Consider the following 22,111-nt stretch of genomic DNA (forward strand, 5'->3'; position numbering starts at 1 on the left):
AGCTTACGGCAGAACCCGCGGGTATCCAAGTAACGCATACGATGGACCGGCCGGCGCAAAGCTCCGGCCGATCACGTTTTCGCGTCAGTTCCCGTACAGGTAGTTCGGCAGCCACAGCGTCATGCCGGGCCACATGTACATCAGGACCATGCAGACGATCACGATCAGCATGTAAGGCATCATGCCTGCGAAAATCTGATTCAGCGTGACGTGCTTCGGCGCCACGCCCTTCAGGTAATACGCGGACATCGCCACCGGCGGCGACAGGAAGGCGGCCTGAAGGTTCACGAACACCAGCACGCCCCACAGGATCGGATCGATGCCGAAGTGCTTCAGCATCGGCAGGAAGATCGGCACGAAGATCACGATGATCTCGGTCCATTCCAGCGGCCAGCCGAGGATGAAAATGATCACCTGCGACAGGATCATGAACTGAACCGGCGTCAGGTTGAGCGACAGCACCCAGCTTTCCAGCAGCGCCTGTCCGCCGAGAATCGCGAACACCGCCGAGAACAGCGCCGAACCGACGAACAGCCAGCACACCATCGATGTGGTTTTCGCCGTGAGAAACACCGCTTCCTTGGTGCGCTTCCAGTCGAGCGTCCGCGCCTGGAACGCGAGCAGGAATGCACCCGCCGCACCGACCGCCGCGGATTCCGTCGCCGTCGTGATGCCGAGCAAAATCACGGCCAGCACCACCACCGTCAGGATGCCAAGCGGCATCACCGACGAAATCAGCAGCCGCAACACCTCGAACTGCTCCGCGCCCATGGTCCAGTAGTAGTAGAGCAGGATCAGCCCGAAGATCGCGCAGGTGAACGCGAAGTACGTGTAGAACTGCGGCGGCGGTCCCGCTTCCGCCGGTGCTGCCGTGCCTTTGCCGCGCAACTCGGCGCTGCCCATTTCCTGCAGGGTTTCCGGCTCGCTTTTCTGCTCATCCGACGACGCGCCGCCAAGTTCCTGCAGTTTTTCTTCCGCCGGCTCCGCCGTGGAGGACGCCGACGGCGCGCCAAGCTGCTGACTGATGGCGGCCGAAGGCGCCGGCGCATCCGGCTGCTGGTGAATCACGACGTACCACCAGACGCCCCACAGCGTGGCCAGCGCCAGCGCCGCCGGCACCAGCGCAATACCAAGACTCTTGATCAGCGTACCGTAGCCAACGCGGACGCCGTCGGCCGTGATCGCCAGCGCCCTTGCCGGAGACACGGCGGCGGTCAGCAGCGCCGGCAGCATCTTGTCCGAATAGGATTTCTGCAGCGCGCCGACCCACGGCCGCACCGGCACGCGCGTCTCGCTTTCCGGCAGCTTCGGCGCGATCTTCGGATTCAGCAGCGCCCAGCCGACGATGTAGATCAGATACAGCAGCGCCAGGAAGAAGCCGGGAAACATTGTCGCGGCGTAGAGCTTCACCACCGACTGGCCGGCGACAGCTGCGTAGACGATGATCATCACCGAGGGCGGGATCAGAATGCCGAGTGTGCCGCCTGCGGTGATGACGCCGGATGCGAGCTTCACGTCATAGCCGGCCTTCAGCATCGGGTTGAAGGCGATGACGCCCATCAGCACAACGACCGCGCCGACCAGACCCGAGGCGATGCCCCAGAACGTGCACACGATCAGCGTCGCCACCGCAAGCGAGGCGGGCACCCGCCGGAACGCGAGCTGGATCGAGTAGAACATCTTGTCCACCAGCGCGCCGCGTTCCATGACGTAACCCATGAGCACGAACAGCGGGATGGATATCAGGACGTCGTTGGTCATCGCGCCGTAGGTGCGCTGAACCATCAGGTCGAAGATGTGATTATCGGCCCACGATTCCCCCGCCCGGTGATAGGCGAACAGACCGAAGAACATGCCAAGGCCCATCAGCGTGAACGCCGTCGGGAAGCCCATGATGATGACGACCACGATCAGGCCGAGCATCAACAGACCGAGTGCGGGATCGCTCATTTCAACACGTCTCCGCCCAGGCCGCGCTGACGCGCGCTTTCCTCAATACTTTGTGCATGTTCGATCGCAAGCTTGCGCGCGTCCTCGTCGACATACTCGCTGTGCGCCAGCTGCTCCTCGACGACGTCGATTTCGGACACGTCCTTCAGGCGCTCCGGCCACGCGCCGGTTTTCAGGCAAATGACGCAGCGCGCGATTTCGGCGGCGCCTTGCAACAACAGCAGCGCGCCGGCCAGCGGAATCATGAACTTGAATTGCCAGACCGGCGGACCGTCGGCGGTGACGTTGGAATGCTCGTCGATGCGCCAGGAAACGACGGCGTAGTCCCAGCCCGCGTAAACCAGCGCGGCAATGCCGGGCAGGAAGAACACGATGTACAAGATGATATCGAGCGAAGCCTGTCGGCGCGGGGGCATGGAACTGTAGAGGAAGTCACCGCGCACATGGCCGTTCTGCGCCAGCGTGTAGGCGCCGCCCAACATGAACAGCGTCCCGTACATCATGTTGGATGCATCGAAGATCCAGGCCGTCGGCATGTTCAGGATGTAGCGCTTGAAGACCTCGGCGCAGACCAGTGCCATCAGCCCGATGATCAGCCAGGCCGCAGCCTTTCCGAAGAACGTGCTGATGCCATCGATGGCGTAAAGAAAACGCTGAGCGTTCATGAGCGTAAGAGCCAATGATGATTGGGATCGGACCGTCAGACCGACGATCAAACAATACAAGCATCATCCGGGATTGCTATCCCGGATGATGCGCTGTTCGTGCTGAAAATTACGTCAGGTCTTCTTCTTGGCGTTCGGCCCGAAGTAATGGTTGTAAGCCATACGCCGGCTCACCACCGTGTCCTGCTCCCACTGGGTCGCCCGCTTGGCGAAGGCCATCTGGGATGCGACGATTTCCTTGAACAGCGGATTTTCGGCCGACTTCTTCTCGGCGACCTGATCGTAGATCTCGAGCTGCTTCTGCAACACCGAATCCGGGGTCTTGTAGAACTTCACCTTGTCCTTGGACTGCATCTCCTCGTAGTCCTTGGAATAGCGGTCGATCGCCTTCCAGGCCATGTCCTGTCCGGCCGCTTCGGCGGCGTTGTCGAGGATCGCCCTGATCTTCGCCGGCAGCGCGTTGTACTTGTCCTTGTTGAACATGATCTCGAACTGCTCGGCGTTCTGGTGATAGCTCTGCAGCATGCAGACCTTGGACACGTCGGGGAAGCCGAGCACGCGATCGGACGAAGCGTTGTTGAACTCTGCCGCGTCGAGCAGGCCGCGATCGAGCGCCGCGACGATTTCACCGCCGGGCAGCGCGTTGACCGCCGCGCCCATGCCGCTGAACACGTCGATCGAGATGCCGACGGTGCGGAACTTGACGCCCTTGAGGTCGTCGGCCTTGGTCACCGGCTTCTTGAACCAGCCGAGCGGCTGGGTCGGCATCGGACCGTACGGGAACGACACCACGTTGGCGCCGATCGAATTGTAGAGCTTCTCGAGCAGCTGCTTGCCGCCGCCATACTTGTGCCAGGCCAGCAGCATGTTCGCGTCCATCGCATAGCCCGGACCCGAACCCCACAACGCCAGGGCGTTCTGCTTGCCGTAGTGATAGGCGAGCACGCCATGGCCGCCGTCGAGCGTTCCCTTGGACACCGCCTCAAGCAGCTGGAAGGCGGGGACCACCGCGCCTGCGGGCAGCACTTCGATCTTGAGATCGCCGCCGGTCATGTCGTTGACCTTCTTGGCGTAGTCGAGCGCGTATTCGTGGAAGATGTCCTTGGCCGGCCATGTGCTCTGGAAGCGCATGCTGGTCGGACCGGTTTGGGCGAGAGCCGGCGACGCGACGGTCGCCGCAGCACCTGCGGCGGCGACTTTCAGGAAGTTGCGGCGGCTGGTCTTCTCGCTGGAAGTCTTGTCTTTGTGTCGTTTCGTCATGGCGTTCTCCCCTGATGAGCCGGGTCCTTGGTGGCCTGGCTTTATTGGTTGGGCGCAAGACAAAGGCCTGCGCAGAGATTTGGCAAGAATGATCCGATCATTGCGACTCTTCGACGCGGCACAAGACGCTTCGGGATAAGACTTTGGAATAAGACAGCGCACGAGGTGTTTATGTCGCGCCTGTTCATCGCGCTGCAACACGCGCTCGATCGCGCCGGCGATCAGCCGCGTGGCACGATCCGAAACATCGGCGAGCGGTCCGGCTGCGTCGTCACCACGCCGACCGGCGTCACCGGCGCGCGGTCGAGCAACTCGATCCTGAAGGCCGCGACGAGCTTGGCCAGCGCCAGCGTGGCCTCGGTCAGCGCGAACTGCGCGCCGATGCAAACCCGGGGCCCGACGCCGAACGGCAGATAGGCGAAACGGTCCGGCGGCGGATTGCCGGGCAGGAAGCGGGACGGCCGGAAGGCGTTGGGCTGGTCCCAAAGCTTTTCATGCCGGTGCAGCAGCCACGGCGAAATCAGCACCACATCCCTGCTGGCGATGTCCGCCCCCGCCACCGTATCGGGGCCGGCAGCGGCGCGCACGATCAGGAAGGCAGGCGGATAAAGCCGCATGGTTTCGTCAAGAACCGCGCGGGTGAAGGTCAGCCGGGTGACATCGAGCGCGCCGGACGCAAGCGCGCCCTTCGCCTCCGTGGCCAGTTCATCCTGTGTCGCCGGATCGAGCGCCAGCAGATAAAGCGACCAGAACAGCGCGGTCGCCGTGGTCTCATGGCCGGCGAGGATCATGGTCGATACCTGATCGCCGAGCTGTTCGTCGGAAAAGGCCTCATTGGTTTCGGGATCGCGCGCCGCCACCATGAGGTCGAACAGGTCACGCGGCGCACCGCCCGCACCCGTTTCGCCCATCATGGCGCGGCGTTCGGCGATCAGCCCGCGCATGAAGCGCGTCCATCGCCGCCGGAACAACGCGCGCGAAATATCGCTTGGGCTCGGCCAGCCCAGCGGCAGCAACAGATCGAGGAAACGCGGTTGCGCCAGACGCTCGCCGTAGTCGTTGACGAACCCACGCAGCGCGGCGCCGTGCTTCTCCAGCTCGAACGAAAACATCGTGCGCCCGGCGATATCGAGCGCGAGTCGCTGCATGGCTTCGCGCAGGTCGACCGGCTTGCCGCATTCATGGCGCAGCGCACCGATCGCATCATCCGTCGCTGCCAGCATGTGCGGAATAAGCAGCGGAATGGCGCGCGGCGCGAAAGCGGGCGCCAGGGTGCGGCGCTGATTTTTCCATGCCTTGCCTTCCGCCAGCAAAAGCCCTTCGCCGAGGATCGGCCGCAGCACCCGGATGCCCGCCGGGGTGCGGGTGTAGTTCTCGTAGTTGTCAACGAGCACATGCCGGATCGCGTCCGGCGTGTTGAGAATGAAGCTGCTGCGTCCGAAGAACCGGCCCCGGACGATGTCGTCCTCGTAGGCGCGCTGGCCCCAGCTCGCGATGGCGTTGCGCCGGATCAGGGACAGCCGGCCGAGCGCAGACAGATCGTCCGGCGCCAGCGGCGGCCGCGGCGGGACCAGCGGCGCGCGCGCCATCGGTGCGTCAAGGATCTCGGCAATGCTCATAACGCTTTGGCTCCGACACCAAGCTGGAGTTTATCACGCGCTCCCGGAACAACCGTACACGTCATTGCGAGCGCAAGCGAAGCAATCCAGCGCGGCCCAATCACGGCGATAGCTGGATTGCTTCGTCGCTGTCGCTCCTCGCAATGACAACAACCTAGTTCGCCGTCGCGCCCGACGCCTTGACCACCTCGGCCCACTTCGCGCGTTCGCCTGCGATAAAGGCCGTGAACTGATCCGGCGTCATCGGTGACGGCACCGCACCGATATCGGTGAGCTTGGTCACAGTTTCCGGCATTTCGAGAATGCGCTTCATCTCCGCCGCCATTTTTTCGACAATCGGACGCGGCGTTCCGGCCGGCGCGAACAGCCCGTGCCACGAGGTGGCGTCAAAACCCTTCAGCGTGTCGGCGATCGGCGGCACTTCGGGCGCGGTCGGGGAGCGCTGCGGGCTCGTGACCCCGAGCGCGCGCACCGTGCCGGCTTTCGCCTGCGGCCACGCCAGCGTGATGTTGTCGAAGGCGAGATCGATGTGACCGCCGGTCAGGTTCTGCATGATCTCGTTGGACGAGCGATACGGCACATGGGTCATCCTGGTGCCGGTCGCGATCTTGAACAGCTCCGCCGCCAGATGGATCGAGGTGCCGACGCCGGACGATCCGTAATTCAGCTTGTCGGGATTGGCCTTCACGTAGGCGACGAACTCCGCGACATTCTTCACCGGCATCGAATTCTTCACGACCAGCATGTTCGGCAACCGCGCGATCAGCGAGACCGGCTGGAAATCCTTCGCCGCGTCGAAGGCGAGGTTCGAATACAGCGTCGGATTGATCGCATGGGTGCTGACGGTGCCGAGCAGCAGCGTGTAGCCGTCGTTGGGGGCCTTGGCGACCGCGGCCGCGCCGATGTTGCCGCCCGCACCGCCGCGATTTTCAACGACGAAGGACTGGCCGAACGTCACCTGCATGTGGCTGGCCAGCAGCCGCGCGAACAGATCGGCGGTGCCGCCGGCTGTGAACGGCACGATGATGGTAACATTGCGCGACGGCCAGTTGTCCTGGGCGTGGCCGGGCGAGACAGTCTGAAAGACAAGGCAAAGCGCCGCGAGGGCGGCAGCAACGAAACGCATGATCGTCCTCCCTGAATGCGCGCTCATGACGCCGGATGGTTGCGACTGCCTGACCGCGCTTGTTTTAATGCCGCCATTTCGGCACAGGCTGACCACAAGCGCAATGGTACTGGTGCCGCAAGACCCGGTCCGCATCCTGCCGAACGACCGGCCGCTGCAAGCCACATTCCAAACAGCCGGGCTTCTTCTGCCTGTTGTCCCGGGCGGGAACGAGTGCCATCTGTACAGCCTTGCTGAGGACGATAACGCGATGACCGATACCAGCCGTCACACCCATTGGGAGCAGGTCTACACCACCAAGGGCGAGCGCGAGGTAAGCTGGTTTCAGGAGAGCGCGGAGCCGTCGATGGAGCTGCTTCGCGCGACGGGCGCGAGCGCCGACACCCGCATCATTGACATCGGAGCCGGTGCGTCCCGCCTCGTCGATACCCTGGTGCACGGCGGCTTTCAGAATGTGACCGTTCTGGACCTGTCGGAGGCGGCCCTGTCAACCGCGCGCGCAAGACTGGGAGCCCGTGCCGAGACCGTGCAATGGATCGCCGCCGATGTAACACGGTGGGAGCCCGCGCAAACGTTCGACGTCTGGCACGACCGCGCCGCCTTTCACTTTCTCACGGAAGACACCGACCGCGCAGCTTACGTCGAAAGAATGCGCCGCGCGGTGAGGCCGGGCGGGCATGTCATCCTCGGAACCTTCGCGCTTGACGGTCCGGAACGCTGCAGCGGGCTGGCCGTGGTTCGCTACAGCGGAGAAACTCTGGCCGACACGCTCGGCGCAGACTTCCAGCTCCTCGCGACGATCTCTCATCTCCACACAACTCCGTGGGGCAGCCAGCAGAGTTTTCAGTTCAGCACGTTCCGCGTCGCCTAAAGCTGATCCGAAAGCTACGACCTCAAGGTTCCCTGAATTTAATCAGTTCAGGTGCCATTCCATCATCGAATTTTACCAGCACGCAGGTTCTGCCGTGCTAGGCTATCCCAAACAACGAAGCACAGGCGGACATGAAGAAACCACTCACACTCCCCGACGAAGAGCCACGCAAGATCCAGCGCGCGGACGTTCCACCCGCTGAGGGCTTTACGCTCGTGGTCGATGGTCACTTCAAAACGCAATACAATGACGAGGCGTCCGCCAAGGCCGCGGCAGCCGAACTGCTGACCCGATATAAAATGCTGCAGATCGAAATTTATGATGCAGCAAAGCGAGAACGAACGAGATTCTCGTAAGCGGCTAGCGCCTTCAGCAGCCCCGGCAGATGTTCTTCAGCCGGAGCGACAGCGCTTCGTCGTCCTGCTTCATTCGCTCGATCGGATCTGTCGTCGTTGGCTTCGCGGCAGCTTCTGCTTTCTTTGCCGCGAGCGCCTTGGCCTGACGATCGTAGCAGGCCTCCCGGTCCGGCTTTGAACCAATGAAGCGACATTGCTCGACCTTCGCAAAACTCTGCGTTGCTCCGAGCAATGCGACCACCATGACTGAGGCTTGAAGAAGTTTCATCAAAGGACCTGCTGGGTGATGTTTCGGAAAAGCTGCTTCCCGCGATGGGCGGTCAGCCGATGAGCCAAACGCCCTTGTGAATATCGAAGCGCACCAGGCCCTCGTCGCGCATCTTCAGGAGGAGTGACTGGCAGTCCTCCTGATTTTTGATGTTCACGCGCTTCATCACGTCGAAAATTTTCAGGGGCTTTTCGCGAAGGGCGGCCAGAATCTTTTCTCTATCGGTCATTGTTGTTCCCTTGCGCGTGGTTGCTCGTCACCGGCATGCTGCGAGCAACGCCGCTGAAATGCCAACCTGCCCGTCTGCATACTGCTTTGATGACCCAGATCCCGTCATGTCCTGCTCAGGCCATTCTCGAGATGCTGAGAGGAGTGGTGCCGCCTATAGGATTCGAACCTACGACCCCCTCATTACGAAGCAAGAAATCTTGCTATTACAGTAGTTTATAACCACACGCAGGAGGGCGCCGCAAGGCGCTTCGGTACGATGTTAAAGGGCCGGCTGACGTCCTTCCCGCTCGGCCGAGAGTGTTTCTCCGTGAACCGCAGCGAACTCCGGTAAAGCTGGAAACAGTAACCGCGACGTAACCGGCGCGTGGGTCCTCTCGATATTCGGGATTAAAAATTCTTCAGCTTTATCTCGGGTCCCCTCCCTTCGGGTCCCCTACCCCGCTCGCGCGATGGAGCAACCTGGCCCGCCGACTCGTCACCGTCGATCTGAAGCGCTTAGCTAGGTTAGAGTGCCCATTTTAAGGCAGTGCAATTCGAGGCGACCTCTGGGTCCGAAGACGAAGCTGAAAGACATGCAAGCAGATCAAGAATCTACTGAGAACACAGCAATCGTGCCAGCTATCCTATTTAAGTACCGTGCCGATACCGAACTCACTGAAAAGGTTATTACAGGCGCAAAGATCTGGCTTCCTACCGCGGAAACTCTCAACGACCCATTGGAGTGCAAGACGGGAATAATTCCGAAGGATTGGCAGCAACAACAAATTCGCGAGATGGAGCAGGGCCAACTGATGGGGTTGTTCGGCTTCCCTGGAGCTGAATCCCGCGAAACGCTGTTCTCTCTTGATCGAAAACAAACAAGAAAATGGTTCAAACGGCTTAAAAAGCTGCCGTTTGATCGAAAGATAAAGGCGATGAGATCGCTATACGGCGATCACGGAATCGAATTGTCCGATCCACGACTCATATTCAAGACCTTGGAGAAGCAGCTTTCAAGTATGGGAATCTTCAGTCTCAGTGATTGTCCGGACAATCAGCCAATGTGGGCTCACTATGCAGGGGATCACACCGGAATCGCGCTGGGCTTCTCTACGGCCGAAGGAAGCAAGTTGAGCGATCCCCGCCATACCTTCCCAGTGGTGTATGACACTAGGAAGCCAGTATTCGAAAAGGGGTTTCTACACGAAATACAGTTCTACCGCACTGAGGCCGGCGGAATGAGGTCGCTATCCAAATTCTCTTTTGATGACCCTGTGCTCCGTGCCGCTGTCACTACCAAACCGCCTGCTTGGAGTTATGAGCGGGAGTGGCGATATGTCGAGGAGTCCTCGGGCTTACATGACTTTCCGGGAGAGCTTGTTTCCGTAATTTTCGGGTACCGGATGTCAGAGCAACGAAGGAATTACTATCGAAAATTGCTGAGATCGGCAGGCAGGAACGTCGAACTGTTTGAGGTTTACATCTCGTCATCCGGCTCTTTCGACATAAAGTCTTGCCGGTGACTTCGGGTCGCCTCGCGGCAAGGCCGTCGTTAGTTTTTATCAAGCGACCTCGGAGAAATCGGGATGGCCCGGTCCAAGCGCTGCGCTGTACCAGCCTTCTCATCTTCAGGTGCTTCCCTGCTACTACCCGACCAAGAGGACACTTGGCCGCGCCTAATAGACGATTTGCTCGAAACGTTAGCTTGCTGCGTGACCTACTAGCGCCGCGGCTACGGCGACCAGAGTCCAGCATGTGCCGTGCTGCACCAATGCTGACCCGCGTCCCTACGAAGATCGAGGCGTTCTCGAGCTCTCCCGCGAGGAATTGCTGCGCCCCATTCATTGCCGTCGTTAAGGGTTTAGATTGGCGGTTTAGTATGCAGTTGCAGCTTCCACCTCTGGGCGAAACTATTCTAATCTCCATGAAGCAACCGATGGCGGCGATGTAGGGGAGCTTCGCGCGGGCCCTTCCATGCAGAAGAAACTTCGACATCCCTCGAATCAACACTTCCTTCCGCTCTAGTTACCGACACCCGTTTGTTCAGTCGCATTTCAAGGTAAACAGATGACAGAACTCGTTGACCTGGTTCGCGCGAAGATTTCCAAAACTGCCAATCTCTACATTCACAACGATCTTGCTCAAGCAGTTAACCACTTCAAGGATAGCATCGATCGGATGGAGGCAGCCGACGATCGCGCAGGTATTTCTTACGAGTATATGGCTTGCGGAATGATGATTGCTTTCGCTTTTGAAGCGAAGATCAATTTTCTAGGATGGAAATTGATTGAGGGTTGGCGGGAATTTCAATCATGGGATGAAAAAGTTAAGTTGGTCTGCGAGCAGCTCGGAATAGAGCCGGACTGGGGCGTGCGGCCATGGAGCTCAATCAGAGCTATGAAGCGCTTCCGCGACATGGTCGCTCATGGCAAGCCGTTGGTGGTAAAGCATGAAGAAGTCGTTGTGATGAAGGCAGAGGACCTGAATCGACGGGTCGATCTAACCGCAAACTGGGAGAAAGGATGCAAGCCTCACGACGTCAACTTAGGATATGATGACTTGCAGGTAGTTTGGCATCGAATGCTTAAAGCATCTGAGATAGAGATTTTCGATACGATGACGCGGGGCGAAGGCGCGATTATCTTGTTAGAAAAGATACCGGCGACAACTTCGCAACCAGAAGCACTTCCGACAGCGGCTCCAAATTCGCCGTCTACACAATAACCTATGACGTCTTGATAGGACGTCCTTTGCTAAACGCTTAGAGTTAATCGAGAGCCCAAAGAACCATCGAGCGCTGTTACCCCAGCTTAAACTGGCTCGTGCGATGATAATCGAGATAGAAGCGGTGTTTGTCCGTCAAAGAACTTAACGCTGCATCTTCATCGAGCCCCGCCCCCGTTGGCTCAACGAGCGCTGCTGGGAAACTACGATCTTGCCTTTATAAACGTTATGAGGCCCGCATCAATCTCCGGCTCGCAGCAGCCGCCGTTAATCAACTAAGAGCTTGTGTAGCGGGATTGAAAGTGCACCAGCAATGCGGGCCATCACCAGAAGGCTTGGATTTCGCTTCCCGCGCTCGATGCCTCCGACATAGGTCAGATCAATCTTGGCTTCGAAAGCGAGTTGCTCCTGCGTCAGCTTTCGCTGCTGACGCACTTTACGAACGTTACTTCCAAATACGACCCGCCAATCCCTCATTGTGAGATTGGCGCGCATCTGGCATATAGTCTCTAGGGAATATAGTCGATATTTGGATAACCTTTCAAATAATTGCGACGCCCAGCGTCGCATGGTTTCCTGCCCGTTGGAGGCCCGAGGACATGCGCGCAATCCAGATCCTGCTAGCACTCATTCTTCTTGTATTAGCAGCGGCGTACTTCCCAGAATTCACCAAAATGGTGTTTATAGCTGCGGCCGTTGTAGCTGTTGCTGCCGTGGCAATTGGCATTGGCCTAGTTGCCGTACAGATCGCCGCCGCCGCGATATTGATTCCGATCGCTTTCATCGCCAACGCGATAGGTGATGCCCCGGCGGCAATCGGCCGACTATGGCGGCGACGCAGAAAAGCTGAACCGTCCGAGTAGAGGGCGCCAGTTCGACAATGTGGCTCTCGAACGCGCCGCGTTCCTAGTAAGTGAGCGCCCCCGGGCAATTAGTGCCGCACGCCCGCCTATTCAAGCATCGAGGTAGAAAATAATTCTCAATTATTTTCCGGAAAGCCCCCTTTCCGAACTTGAGAACTTGATGTTCGCATGCCGCATGAAAAGGAAACTTCGGCATGTGGATCGAAATCGCGCACGATTACCGGGAAATTAAAGCAGTGCTGAATCCATTTTGGGTGCCATCTGCAGCCCAATGGGACTTACACGTCCTATGCGTACTGACGCACCGACAAATGGAAAGTCCTTTGACTGCTAGATCAGTTGTCTACGAGCCGATTTATTCGGTGGATGCATCCCGGCGATCCGCACTGCGCGCGGTAAGCTACGAGCTCGCCTTTTCGCACGATCTACCGGAGAATTGGCCGACGTTTGCTGAACGTCCGCCGCCAATCAACTATGACTTAATCGCTCAAGGCATTTGCGACAGGCAATCCACTCCAGCCTTTATTCACGAATGGGGACGATTGAAGGAGCTGTACGGACGATACATCGAACTCGTCCACCACTCCGAACGTGTATTGGCCGAGGGAGGCCAATCAATCTCAGGCGCTGCCGAAGGCCATAGAATCCAGCGTTACTGGTACGCGCATTGGATCAGACAGCGTTTATCAACCCTCAAGGCCCGTGATCGCAGCCCTGCCGAAAGAGAGCTGGCACGCGTATGTTTCCGTATCGCGAACGGAAGCCTGCGCCCCGCACGCCCTTACAATAGGCAATGGTACGGCAGGCTTCTTGATGAGCGCGCTGGAATAGCCGCTGAACAAATCAAGGGCAGTTATCGGAACTTATCGGTCAAGAAACTCCGAGAATTGCTATCCGATGCGCGTATCTCTGAAAGACACCTTCCACCGCTTAGAGTTGAAGCCTTCCGGCTACGGTAAAACCCAGACCCCCGGGGGATCGTGATTATTCGCTGACCGTTACGGTTATCTCTCTCCACGCACCAAGTCTGGTGCATTGGAGATTCAAATGATCGAAAAATTCATCACCCTGGCAGAAGCGGCCGAACAGCTCGGTGTATCCTATGTGAAAGTCCAACGAGCTGCGAAGCTCGGAGCTTTCCCGACGTACAGTTTTCAGAACCGCCGCATTCTTGTCCGCCTTTCCGAGGTTGTCGCCTACATCGAATCGACCGGTTTGGTCAGATTTGCCGACGGCCGGCGGAAAGTAAACGCAGACGATCCCGTTGAGTATTTGAGCCCGCCCGACGCGGTGGTTGACGCGGCAGGCGGCGGCCAATGAGTGGTCTTTTCCAAACCGCCGCGCCATCGTATTGGCAACTCGGCTACAGCGTTGTGCCCGTCGAGCCTCGCTCGAAGCGCCCGGCCAAGGAAATTAGTGGTTGGCAGGGCCACTGCAATAGCCCGCCCAGCCCATCAACCCGCAGCGAGTGGGTGGCGCGGTATGCCGACAATGGCATAGGACTGCTCCTCTCGACGGAAATCGTTAGCGGCTGGCGCATCGCGGCGGTCGACGTTGATGACGACGCCCTCGTCGGAGTCGTTCGCGTGGTGCTCGGCGAATGCATTTCCGGCAAGGTCGGCAAGAAGGGTGCGACTTTCTTCGTAAGGGTGCCAAACGCCGTGGCGCTGCGGTCAACCGTCCTGACGGATCATGCAAAAGCAGGCAAGATCGACGTTCTGATCAACGGAAAAATGACCGTTCTGCCGCCCACACTGCACCCTGACACGGGAAAACCGTATGAATGGCTCGAATCGCCGCTACTTAAGTGTGATCCTCTCGATCTGCCGCAGTTGTCGCAGCGCAAGCTTGACCTGTTGAGGCTCATCGTTCGGGCCGAAGAATCGGCGATCCTGATCGCCGGCGAATCAACGCACGACGCTGGCATGAAGCTCGTTTGGCGTCTTATCGAGTTCGGGTGCGGCGACCACGAGATAGTCGGGATCGTGACCGCTCTGTTGCCGACCGATTACAACGGCAATTCGCGTGACGAGTTGCCTGGCTGGGTCGTCAGCGCCCGGGAGAAACTCGGTGCACCATCTGACAAACGGCCGCTCGATGAAGAAATCGCTATCTCAGTCGCGAGCGCTCTCGATCCGGTAGCATTCATTCCTGGAGAAGGTTTCCGACGCTACCTGGATGGTTACTGGCCGCTGATAACGGACCGCGAGATCGATCGGCAATCGAAAGCGCTTTTGTCACCGCGACTCAAAGCGCACCAACAGCTCAGTTCCTATCTCTCGAACGTTCGTCGCTGCCTGGAATTGAACACAGAGCGGGCCGATTTCGGCAAATCCTCAGGCGGATTTCTTATCGGGCTTAAGAACGGCGTGTACGACGTCAGGCGCGGAGTGTTGGTTGGTCACGCGCCGGAGCATGAACTGCGATATCAACTGGATTTTGATTTCGACGAGAATGCGACCTGCCCAACTTACGGAGACCAGCTCGCTCAGACGTTCAAGGGCAGCAAGCTCGCGATGGAGCTGTTCGATGAGTTCATCGGTCTAACGCTTGTCCCTGACATGCGCTTTCAGAAGGCGCTCTATCTGATTGGTGCGGCGGGCAGCGGCAAAAGCACTCTCCTGCGAGTGCTCGAATCACTGCACGACCCTGCGGCTGTATCCGTGACGCCGCTCGACCGTATCGATAGCGAGCGCTATCTGACCGACCTCGCGTTGAAGCTCGTCTGTATCTCGTTCGATATCCAGACCGTGAAGTCGATATTCGGCGAGGGCTTCATGCGAATCACTGGTGGCGACCCAGTGTCAATCAGGAAGCTCTACCAGGAGGTCGAGGGGCGTGTCCTACCAACCGTCCGGTTCGCTGGTTCAATGAACTTCGACATCCCTAGGGCCATCGGCGCGGGCGATGGTTTACGGAGGCGATTGATTTTCCTTCCATGCGGCGAGAGAATCGACAAGCCGGACCCGGACCGCGACGCAAAACTGCGCGCCGAACGTCCCGGAATATTCGTCCGCTGCATGCTCGCGCTCGACCGCCTATATCGTCGTGGATACTTCGACATTCCGCCCGAGAGTTCGGACGAGGTGGCCGAATACACCACCGGCCAAGATCCCGTCGCCCTCTTCTTCAAAGACTGCATGGTGATCGATCTAAACGCGAGGACGCCGATCTCTGAGGTAGTCCAGGCTTTCAATTCCTGGGCCGACAACCATGAGGAGCGCCGGCTACCCGCAAATTCTCTTGGCCGCAAGCTCAGAGCCCTCGGCATCAAGGGCGGATACATCAACGTGGTCGATGGAGACATACGTAAATCTGTCCGCGTTGTGTATACCGCTTTCAAGACGCGGCTTCCCGATTTCTGATCGATATCTCCCCGCCCCAATATAGCCGAAGCGTTCTGAGCTCTCCGACGAGGCCCGGAAGGCCGTCGAGACCCATTTCGCTGAACACGGTGATGACGGTGTCACGGCTTTCTCAAAAGATTTGAGGGCAGGGAAGATAAAGGAGGAGGGGAAGGCCTCCCCCTCCTCCGAATTGCGAGAGCTGACGATATCATACGGCCACCGTGACGCCGTCATCATCGTGGTCGAGGCGTCGCCAATGCTCCGCGGTAAATTGTGCACCGTGTAACCACATGTTTTATTCTTTAAAGCGAACTAAGCAATCAGAAACGAACAATGAGTAATTCAGTCAGCATCACCCGCAGAAACCGCAAACGCGTCTTGAGATCAGGTCAAGTAGTCAGCCAGACGCGATATGTGGTCAATTATCGCGAGCCGCGCACCGGCAAGCGCAAGCAACTGTTCTTCGCCCGACAGAAAGACGCACAGGAAGAATGCAGTAAATTGACCACTCAGTTGCGCGGGGGCGACTATGTCGGACGCCGCCAGTCGAATACAGTTGCGGAAGTAATGGATCGATGGCTTGCCGATCGCGAGCAGCACATCAAGCCACAGACCCTCCGTGGTTATCGTGAAACCATCAAGAACATTGTCGGACCCCTGATTGTCGGCACCTCGAAAGATCGCGCAGAATTCACGCGCTCAAAAATGCCTGCAACACGTGCCCGTACTCAGGAATTACTCGGAAGCGTCAAGGCTCAGGAACTCACGACGGCCGACATCAGGTCGTGGCACAAGATAATCTCAGCTGAAGTCGGTCCTTATACAGCCAACCGCGCCAAGATGTTTTTAAATGCAGCGCTCGCGCTGAATGCGGAAGACACTAATACGCGACCGCCGGCAATGCCGAGCAATCTCGGCCGTAGCAAGTCAAAAGTGAAAAAAGCAATTCTCACCACTGAGCAAATCGCAACGCTCATATCGATGGCTAGGCAAGATCGTGAACGCGGTATTTATGTTGCGTTCCCGTTTCTCGCAGGCACGCGCCCGAGCGAGCAGCTCGGCCTCCTTTGGGAGGATGTGGATTTCGACGCCAATGTGATCCGCATTTGCCGCATGCAAGAGCGTGACGGCACACTTACCGACATGACGAAAACAGAAGCCGGAACGCGAGAAATTCCGATTTGCGAACTCCTCCGTACCATGCTGATCGAGTGGCGCGTGGCCTGCCCACGAAAGGATGGCAAACTACATCGCGTCTTTCCGGGACTTGGGTCTCGCCAAGCATGGCCACTACCACGCAAAGATGGCGGCGGGCCTCTGGTTTATCACAATTTCAACCACCGCTTCTGGACGCCGTCTTTAAAGCGATACGGCCTTCCGCACGTCACGCCGCATAGCGCCCGACATTCTTTCATTTCTACACTTCAAGCCCAGGGTGTCGAGGTTGGATTGGTCGCTAAGATCGCGGGACATGCCAGCGCCGCAGTGACCCTTGGACATTACACGCAAGCCGTCCGCGGCGGTGAAACCGCGATCAGCGCACTGGAAAAAGCATACACGTAGATCTCTAAGATCGATCCACGAAAGCATTCGCTGATCTGCGCATCAACTAATTATACATTGGATCAAGTATCATCAGTCGGATGCATGCGTGATCGCTCAACGCGTCATCGAAAATAACGCGACTGTCGGCTCAGATCAGATGCGCTTATTTCCAACCTAGGGTTACCCAGGTAAACGGATAACACTCGTAGCGAATCTGTCTTTGAAGGTTCAAACTCGATCTCAATCTCGCATAAGACGATTTGATGAAAATTCACATCCTCTCGGAACGTCTCATAGGTGTCGTAGATTTCCGGGTCGTGAGTGTATTCACGCTCGATGCCGACGGCAGCTTCTAGTTCAAATTCAAATTCAACCTCGCATTGAAATTGGTTACCGTCTCGATTGATTACGTTGAGCGTCACCAAATCGGCATCATAGACATCCGTTATTTGTCCATCGATAGTTACGCGATCGAACCGACTTCCGCCTTTGACCGGCTCGTGTATTAGCTTTGCTCGAATGCATTTGAAAAGCTCGTCATTCTGAGCGACCGCCTCAAACAAAGCATCGTGCAGTTTCTTGACAACTAAAGCCTTCGAGAGTACCTCCGCAACACTTTCGACCTGGATTAGAAATGCATCATTATTGCAGGATGTTTTGATATCAGGATCACGAGAAACCACGTACAGCTTCTGGCCCTTGCTTACGCACCATTCCCGCAACGACTGCAATACTACGGCATCCGGAAATTCGGATTTCTTTTTCTCACTGAACGGCGACATTCTCGAGAAGTAGGCATCGAAGAGCTTTTCCGCATCTCGCGAGAGGGGGACCTCAACCACGCCGAGATTGCGCGAGAATTCAGCATACTTTTCCAGAAGCGCCGATCGAGCCGCCTCAAAAGGTGGGCTCTGTATGTTTAAAAGCCGCAGTGTAACATCGTATTTTGCCATCGCCTTCAAGGCGTGTTCACAAACTTCGCTAATATTTGACTCTATCTCTCTACGCGTGATGCTCGTCGAAATAACCGTAAGATGTCCGGCGCGCACTAACTCTGAGAATCCTACTAACGTCTTTGATTGCCAGTCTAGTTTTTCTCGGACAAAAGCTTCTGTATCGATAAAAACATACTTTGTTATCAGCTCGCCTTGGTCGTCGTCGGCCATAACGCTCACATTTTTCCATTGCTATTTTTTACACCAGTCCTATCAAGAACATCATATGCGCACTGTTTTGCAGGCCAAATCCGAGGCGGTGGACTCACACACAGCGCACGCAAATCACTGGCTAATTGCGCCACGTCTGCTTTGTGATTTTGTCGAACCACATCTCGGCGACGTACGCGGCATTCGGAACATAGAATGGACTAACTATCATCAGTGCCTGAACCCAACATTTTAAAGCACGGAGCAATCGATCGTCGTTTGATGCCAAACGACATCACCCTCAGAATCGCGATCAACAGGCGTCGCTTGATCCTTCGAGCTAAAAGCCCAAACCCCGATTGTTGGCCGCGCACCCAGAGCTACAGTGAAGATCGTTGACCAAGCGAAGATTTTGGGACCGAAGGGAACCACTACCAGACGGAAATCGGATTCAACCGCGTTTAACAATGCTTCGAAGCGCCCTCGAAGCATTGTAGGCCTGGTTATGTCGTATGCGAAGGACGTGACGTCGAAAATATCGCCAATTCCGGAATTCGCCGCACGCATTGCTTCGTCGTAGTTCGGATCCGTGCCAACGGGCTCGAACAACCAAGCTTTTCTAGGCTCTAAAAGCTGTAGTGCGCCCAGCGCCAAATTGGGCTCGCACCCGAGCCCAAAAATCACCCCTAACGGATAGTCTGGTCGAGATGACCATCCCGCGAGCTTCGACACTATCGGTCCATCTCTGCGTATCGGAGCCGATTGATAGGCACCGGAAAACTTGGATGGCGCGTATGCCGCGCTAACGACTAAAGACTTCTGACCCAAGGCAGTCTGAAGTCCTAGAAGGACATGCGAGATCATCTCGCGTGACATAGAGGAAATATCTACGAAAACCGTAGTGGGTCTATCTGTTGGTCCGTAGCTGATGATAGCGTCTGAAATTCGCTTTGAAGTTTCAGCTCCCATGCCGACGATGAGTTGGAATCCTTCGTCCAAGAAGAACTGTCTATTATCCGGATAAGAGTGACTTGTTAGAAAGCCGAACTCCAAGCCGAGCGATACTCTTCCTTTGATTCCGTACTTCTTGATTGAGTACCTGCAGCGCCGCTCATAACCGACAGCCGCGATTGCTAGATCGAACTCAAATTGCTCAGGTGGAGTATCCGATTCTGTTCTAATCATTCTTATCCTCGAAAAGCTGGTGCTGCACATCATGAAGCTGCACACCGCGCATCTCGAACAGAAGTTTTGAGAGATTAACGCGATCTCCTAACGTAAGAAGCAACCTATATCGAGAAGCCAGTGCGTATGATATTCGGAAGCGCTGCCCTCGGAGTCCGCGTAAGAGGATGTCCGGACCGCTATCGGGATGTGGAATGTGAATAAGAGCACCGGCGTTTAGCGCTTTGCCTACAGCTGCCTCTACGGCATCACTCACGCCCGCATCCAACATAAATGTACCAACATAGTCGGTAGCAAATCTGTGCTTAATGAGCCGATCTTCAAATGCTCGGCCAATTTGATCGATGAAGTCCAACAAGCCTTTGCCATGCTCAAAGCCCGATAAATTGTCGATCGGGATAACGCGCAACAACGAAGTGAGAAGAAGCTCTACACGCCGGACAGATTCCGTTTGCGCTTGTACCGAGATTGTCGCCGTCGGATTCGAGCCAGAGCTCTCTATGTGTGATCGCGCAAGCGGTACGACACACGTTAATACTGCTCTCGGGTTTCCTTCGGTTATCTCAACGAGAGAAGGGAAGCCGGTATATAATACTGGAGATTTGCGAGATCGCTCCGCTATCAGCCGGCCGTTCTCAAACTTCCTAATATAAAAGTTTCGCGCGGTAACAATGGGTAGAACTTTCCGTATGTCCTGCGCAACATTTGCTTCTTTGAACACATACTTCGGTGAACGCAGACCTCGCTCGTCCACGTACTGAGCAAATGAATCATCCTTCTCATAAAGCTCTGAAAACTCGACCGGGAGCTTAGGTCGAGGCTCAAGGTGCGCTCTAGTCTGGATTCGCGTTCTTGGGCTACCTAAGAGCCGAGGCAAGTGCGTCCCGTCGATACTCATCCGTCCAAGAGTTTGTTCAAACAACTCATTGGTAAAATGCTTGGCGTCATCCTTGTTTGCGTATGAGAGTTGGATCGTTTGATAATCGTGATACTGCTGCGGCGAAGTTGGCGTTCTTTCGAATCCGGCGTCATCCATATATGGCGCTATCGCCAGCTTCACGATTATTCGCTCATCAAAGCTGCGCATCCCCGATAGTAAGAATGATTTAATCCAAGTCGGTGCGATTTCCATCTCATCAAATAGCAACGCCCAGCGACGATCTTGGCCCGCTACGCCATTGAATGCAGCAATTACCGAGCTCAACTTCGTCGGAAAAGACTCAACCTTGTAGGCCGAGGCATCTTCTCCTACGTTTATGCTATCAAGCTTTGTCTCAAGCGCAATTTCCAATCCAAGCAAGCTATTAATTTTAGGTACTACAGCTAATGCATCCGAGACTAGTTTCACGAAATCGCTCTCTTGGGCGACTGAGAGATCAGTACCTAGGTGACGCAGATGATTTTTAAGCGACTGCCTCGCAAGCTCAGTAGCGTCCCGCATCGCTCCAATTAATGCTCTAATGGTATGAAGAACGAATGCCGCCTCTTTACGATGTTGGTCGAAGCTCAAAGAGCCGAGCGAATCCAGCTGCCGACCCCAGGTGATGTCAGCAGAGACAAACGCAGCATTAAATTCAATCTGGGAAGAGAGTGATTCTGCCGACGGATGGTCCCAATTGTTGAGCGCGCGCAACGTCAACATTTTGAGCAATGATGTTTTACCGCTACCTCTTGGCCCGAGAATGAGAGTGTGATTTCGGGCCAACAGCCTCGAGAAATGGGGTTCCGGCGGAATGAATGACCGCGCAATATCTGAGGGCGGAATTGATCGTGCATTGTATTCCAGCTCTGCTCTCATGACGATCTTCCAATCTGCGCGTAGCTGCCATCTCGGTCGACCAAGATGGCGATCCGGAACTTCGCCAGTGCGGCTTCGAGTGCCCTAAAATCTGACGGGATCAGCCAAGAAAGCGGTGGATGAGCCAACGAGGCTTCGTTCCACGAGACGTGTTCTTTTCCCTGCCCCTTCAGATATTGATCGATTTGGTTCGCAAGAAACATCACACTAGAACGGAAGCCAAATCCCGTGACGTGGTTTAGGCCGTGTGGCCCGCGAGCCTTCTTCCAACCTATGCCGGGCTGCCAAGTCCAGCTCCTGATTTCGCCGGTGCTAACCCACCCTGAACGAATTGCTGCCGTTGGATCAGAAGTGAGAAGGTGTACCTGATTTGGATTCTTATTCTGTGCGTCAAAGTTTATTTGCGCGCTGAAACTCGCAGAACCCACGATTGTCGGAGAGTTTGAGCCACCGTGCCCGTAAATTAATTCCGGTATGTGCCGGTGCCCATGCACGACGATCCATGCTTCTGGCCTATCGTTCAACAGATCCACGAGTACGTCGCCACCACGAGTTACACCTGCGGCTGAAACATCGCTGATGTCTGATTTCAGAAGGTGATGATGGCAAAGCAGAATATTGGTCCCGCGAAGGGGCGCATCACGGAGCGCTTTCTTTATTGCAATGAGTGTTGGCGGGCTTATGCGCCCGTATTCCATTTCGGCTTCCGCGTCCTTGCCGCCTCCATGGTAGGCGGCAGTGTTCAATGCCAGAATATTGCAGTCGGCTGAAGTGACTAAGCAAAAATTTTCTGACCAGAATGCGCGGAATGACCCAACATCATTGGTTGGTAGTTTTGGCGTCAACGACTTAATGAACTCGCTTGGATCGTATGTGTTGTTTGTATAGCGAGAGTCAACATCATGATTACCCACGGTCGATATCAGTCCCGCATTTATCTTGTTTGCCAATGCGTTGAGCTTCTCCCACGCATAAGAAAAAGGAGCCTTCGACGCCTTGTTCGTGATGTCCCCAGGGCATAGGATAAAATCGATTGAAAGCTTCTCCTCCTCAATCAATCGCTCAAGCTCTGAGAACGGGTCAATGTCATTTCCCACTCTTGGGAATGTGCTCACGTAGGAAGGCGCTCCTGAAGACGTCGGATCAACATCACAGGCATGAATGTCGCTGATAAGCAAA

21 protein-coding genes are annotated in these 22,111 nt (G+C 56.5%); 9 read left to right on the plus strand and 12 right to left on the minus strand.

What is annotated here, in order from left to right; all coding sequences use genetic code 11:
• Positions 1–84: 84 nt before the first annotated feature.
• The 5 genes from YH63_RS07090 to YH63_RS07110 form a co-directional block, all read right to left on the minus strand.
• On the minus strand, positions 85–1,950 hold the full coding sequence (locus tag YH63_RS07090; protein ID WP_046828206.1) for a TRAP transporter large permease: 1,866 nt from the start codon (positions 1,948–1,950) through the stop codon (positions 85–87).
• Complete coding sequence (locus YH63_RS07095; protein WP_046828205.1) at positions 1,947–2,615, minus strand: TRAP transporter small permease subunit; 669 nt, start codon at positions 2,613–2,615, stop codon at positions 1,947–1,949. The genes YH63_RS07090 and YH63_RS07095 overlap by 4 nt, the downstream gene beginning before the upstream one ends.
• Positions 2,616–2,729: 114 nt before the next feature.
• A complete protein-coding gene (locus YH63_RS07100; protein ID WP_046828204.1) occupies positions 2,730–3,875 on the minus strand; it encodes a TRAP transporter substrate-binding protein in 1,146 nt (381 codons plus the stop codon).
• A gap of 221 nt (positions 3,876–4,096) precedes the next feature.
• Positions 4,097–5,494, minus strand: a complete 1,398-nt coding sequence (locus tag YH63_RS07105; protein WP_046828203.1) for a cytochrome P450 — start codon at positions 5,492–5,494, stop codon at positions 4,097–4,099.
• A gap of 154 nt (positions 5,495–5,648) precedes the next feature.
• Positions 5,649–6,620 (minus strand): Bug family tripartite tricarboxylate transporter substrate binding protein, encoded by a 972-nt coding sequence (locus YH63_RS07110; RefSeq protein ID WP_046828202.1) that lies wholly within the window; start codon positions 6,618–6,620, stop codon positions 5,649–5,651.
• On the opposite strand from YH63_RS07110, the gene YH63_RS07115 reads away from it, so the two are divergent.
• Both YH63_RS07115 and YH63_RS07120 read left to right on the plus strand, forming a co-directional pair.
• The gene (locus YH63_RS07115; protein ID WP_349642967.1) at positions 6,619–7,491 is read left to right on the plus strand and encodes a class I SAM-dependent methyltransferase; all 873 of its coding nucleotides are present in this window, start codon (positions 6,619–6,621) and stop codon (positions 7,489–7,491) included. The two genes, YH63_RS07110 and YH63_RS07115, sit on opposite strands and share 2 nt — an antisense overlap.
• 131 nt (positions 7,492–7,622) lie before the next feature.
• The gene (locus YH63_RS07120; RefSeq protein ID WP_046828201.1) at positions 7,623–7,847 is read left to right on the plus strand and encodes a hypothetical protein; all 225 of its coding nucleotides are present in this window, start codon (positions 7,623–7,625) and stop codon (positions 7,845–7,847) included.
• Between the two features lie 13 nt (positions 7,848–7,860).
• Here the strand turns inward: YH63_RS07120 and YH63_RS07125 are convergent, their stop codons facing one another.
• Positions 7,861–8,115: a hypothetical protein gene (locus tag YH63_RS07125; protein WP_046828200.1), complete on the minus strand. Its 255-nt coding sequence runs from the start codon at positions 8,113–8,115 to the stop codon at positions 7,861–7,863.
• 52 nt (positions 8,116–8,167) lie between these two features.
• Positions 8,168–8,344 (minus strand): hypothetical protein, encoded by a 177-nt coding sequence (locus tag YH63_RS21590; protein ID WP_006023395.1) that lies wholly within the window; start codon positions 8,342–8,344, stop codon positions 8,168–8,170.
• A gap of 574 nt (positions 8,345–8,918) precedes the next feature.
• Here YH63_RS21590 and YH63_RS07130 point away from each other — a divergent pair.
• Positions 8,919–9,848 carry a DUF2971 domain-containing protein gene (locus YH63_RS07130; RefSeq protein ID WP_052753843.1) on the plus strand — a complete coding sequence of 310 codons (930 nt, stop codon included), beginning with the start codon at positions 8,919–8,921 and terminating at the stop codon, positions 9,846–9,848.
• A 544-nt stretch (positions 9,849–10,392) separates the two neighbouring features.
• On the plus strand, positions 10,393–11,049 hold the full coding sequence (locus YH63_RS07135) for a hypothetical protein (protein WP_052753842.1): 657 nt from the start codon (positions 10,393–10,395) through the stop codon (positions 11,047–11,049).
• A gap of 267 nt (positions 11,050–11,316) precedes the next feature.
• On the opposite strand, the gene YH63_RS07140 is transcribed toward YH63_RS07135, so the two are convergent.
• Entirely contained in the window at positions 11,317–11,544 is a 228-nt protein-coding gene (locus YH63_RS07140) for a helix-turn-helix domain-containing protein (protein ID WP_083992616.1), read from the minus strand.
• A gap of 104 nt (positions 11,545–11,648) precedes the next feature.
• Between YH63_RS07140 and YH63_RS07145 the strand changes: the two genes are divergently transcribed.
• The 5 genes from YH63_RS07145 (at position 11,649) to YH63_RS07165 (ending at position 16,822) form a co-directional block, all read left to right on the plus strand.
• Positions 11,649–11,912: a hypothetical protein gene (locus tag YH63_RS07145; RefSeq protein ID WP_046828198.1), complete on the plus strand. Its 264-nt coding sequence runs from the start codon at positions 11,649–11,651 to the stop codon at positions 11,910–11,912.
• A 194-nt stretch (positions 11,913–12,106) separates the two neighbouring features.
• On the plus strand, positions 12,107–12,871 hold the full coding sequence (locus YH63_RS07150) for a hypothetical protein (protein WP_137325141.1): 765 nt from the start codon (positions 12,107–12,109) through the stop codon (positions 12,869–12,871).
• Positions 12,872–12,959: 88 nt separating this feature from the next.
• The gene (locus tag YH63_RS07155; RefSeq protein ID WP_046828197.1) at positions 12,960–13,232 is read left to right on the plus strand and encodes a helix-turn-helix transcriptional regulator; all 273 of its coding nucleotides are present in this window, start codon (positions 12,960–12,962) and stop codon (positions 13,230–13,232) included.
• Positions 13,229–15,277, plus strand: a complete 2,049-nt coding sequence (locus YH63_RS07160; protein ID WP_083992615.1) for a phage/plasmid primase, P4 family — start codon at positions 13,229–13,231, stop codon at positions 15,275–15,277. Before YH63_RS07155 ends, YH63_RS07160 begins: the two co-directional genes overlap by 4 nt.
• Before the next feature lie 315 nt (positions 15,278–15,592).
• A complete protein-coding gene (locus tag YH63_RS07165) occupies positions 15,593–16,822 on the plus strand; it encodes a tyrosine-type recombinase/integrase (RefSeq protein ID WP_083992614.1) in 1,230 nt (409 codons plus the stop codon).
• 104 nt (positions 16,823–16,926) lie between these two features.
• On the opposite strand, the gene YH63_RS07170 is transcribed toward YH63_RS07165, so the two are convergent.
• The 4 genes from YH63_RS07170 to YH63_RS07185 form a co-directional block, all read right to left on the minus strand.
• Positions 16,927–17,970: a PIN domain-containing protein gene (locus YH63_RS07170; RefSeq protein ID WP_046828194.1), complete on the minus strand. Its 1,044-nt coding sequence runs from the start codon at positions 17,968–17,970 to the stop codon at positions 16,927–16,929.
• Positions 17,971–18,201: 231 nt separating this feature from the next.
• Complete coding sequence (locus YH63_RS07175; RefSeq protein ID WP_046828193.1) at positions 18,202–19,134, minus strand: hypothetical protein; 933 nt, start codon at positions 19,132–19,134, stop codon at positions 18,202–18,204.
• Positions 19,127–20,932, minus strand: coding sequence for an ORC-CDC6 family AAA ATPase (locus YH63_RS07180; protein ID WP_137325142.1), 1,806 nt, complete (start codon positions 20,930–20,932; stop codon positions 19,127–19,129). Before YH63_RS07180 ends, YH63_RS07175 begins: the two co-directional genes overlap by 8 nt.
• A complete protein-coding gene (locus YH63_RS07185; protein ID WP_170978669.1) occupies positions 20,929–22,110 on the minus strand; it encodes a metallophosphoesterase family protein in 1,182 nt (393 codons plus the stop codon). The genes YH63_RS07180 and YH63_RS07185 overlap by 4 nt, the downstream gene beginning before the upstream one ends.
• Position 22,111 lies beyond the last annotated feature (1 nt).

The sequence above is a fragment of the Afipia massiliensis genome (assembly GCF_001006325.2).
Taxonomy (GTDB): domain Bacteria; phylum Pseudomonadota; class Alphaproteobacteria; order Rhizobiales; family Xanthobacteraceae; genus Afipia; species Afipia massiliensis_A.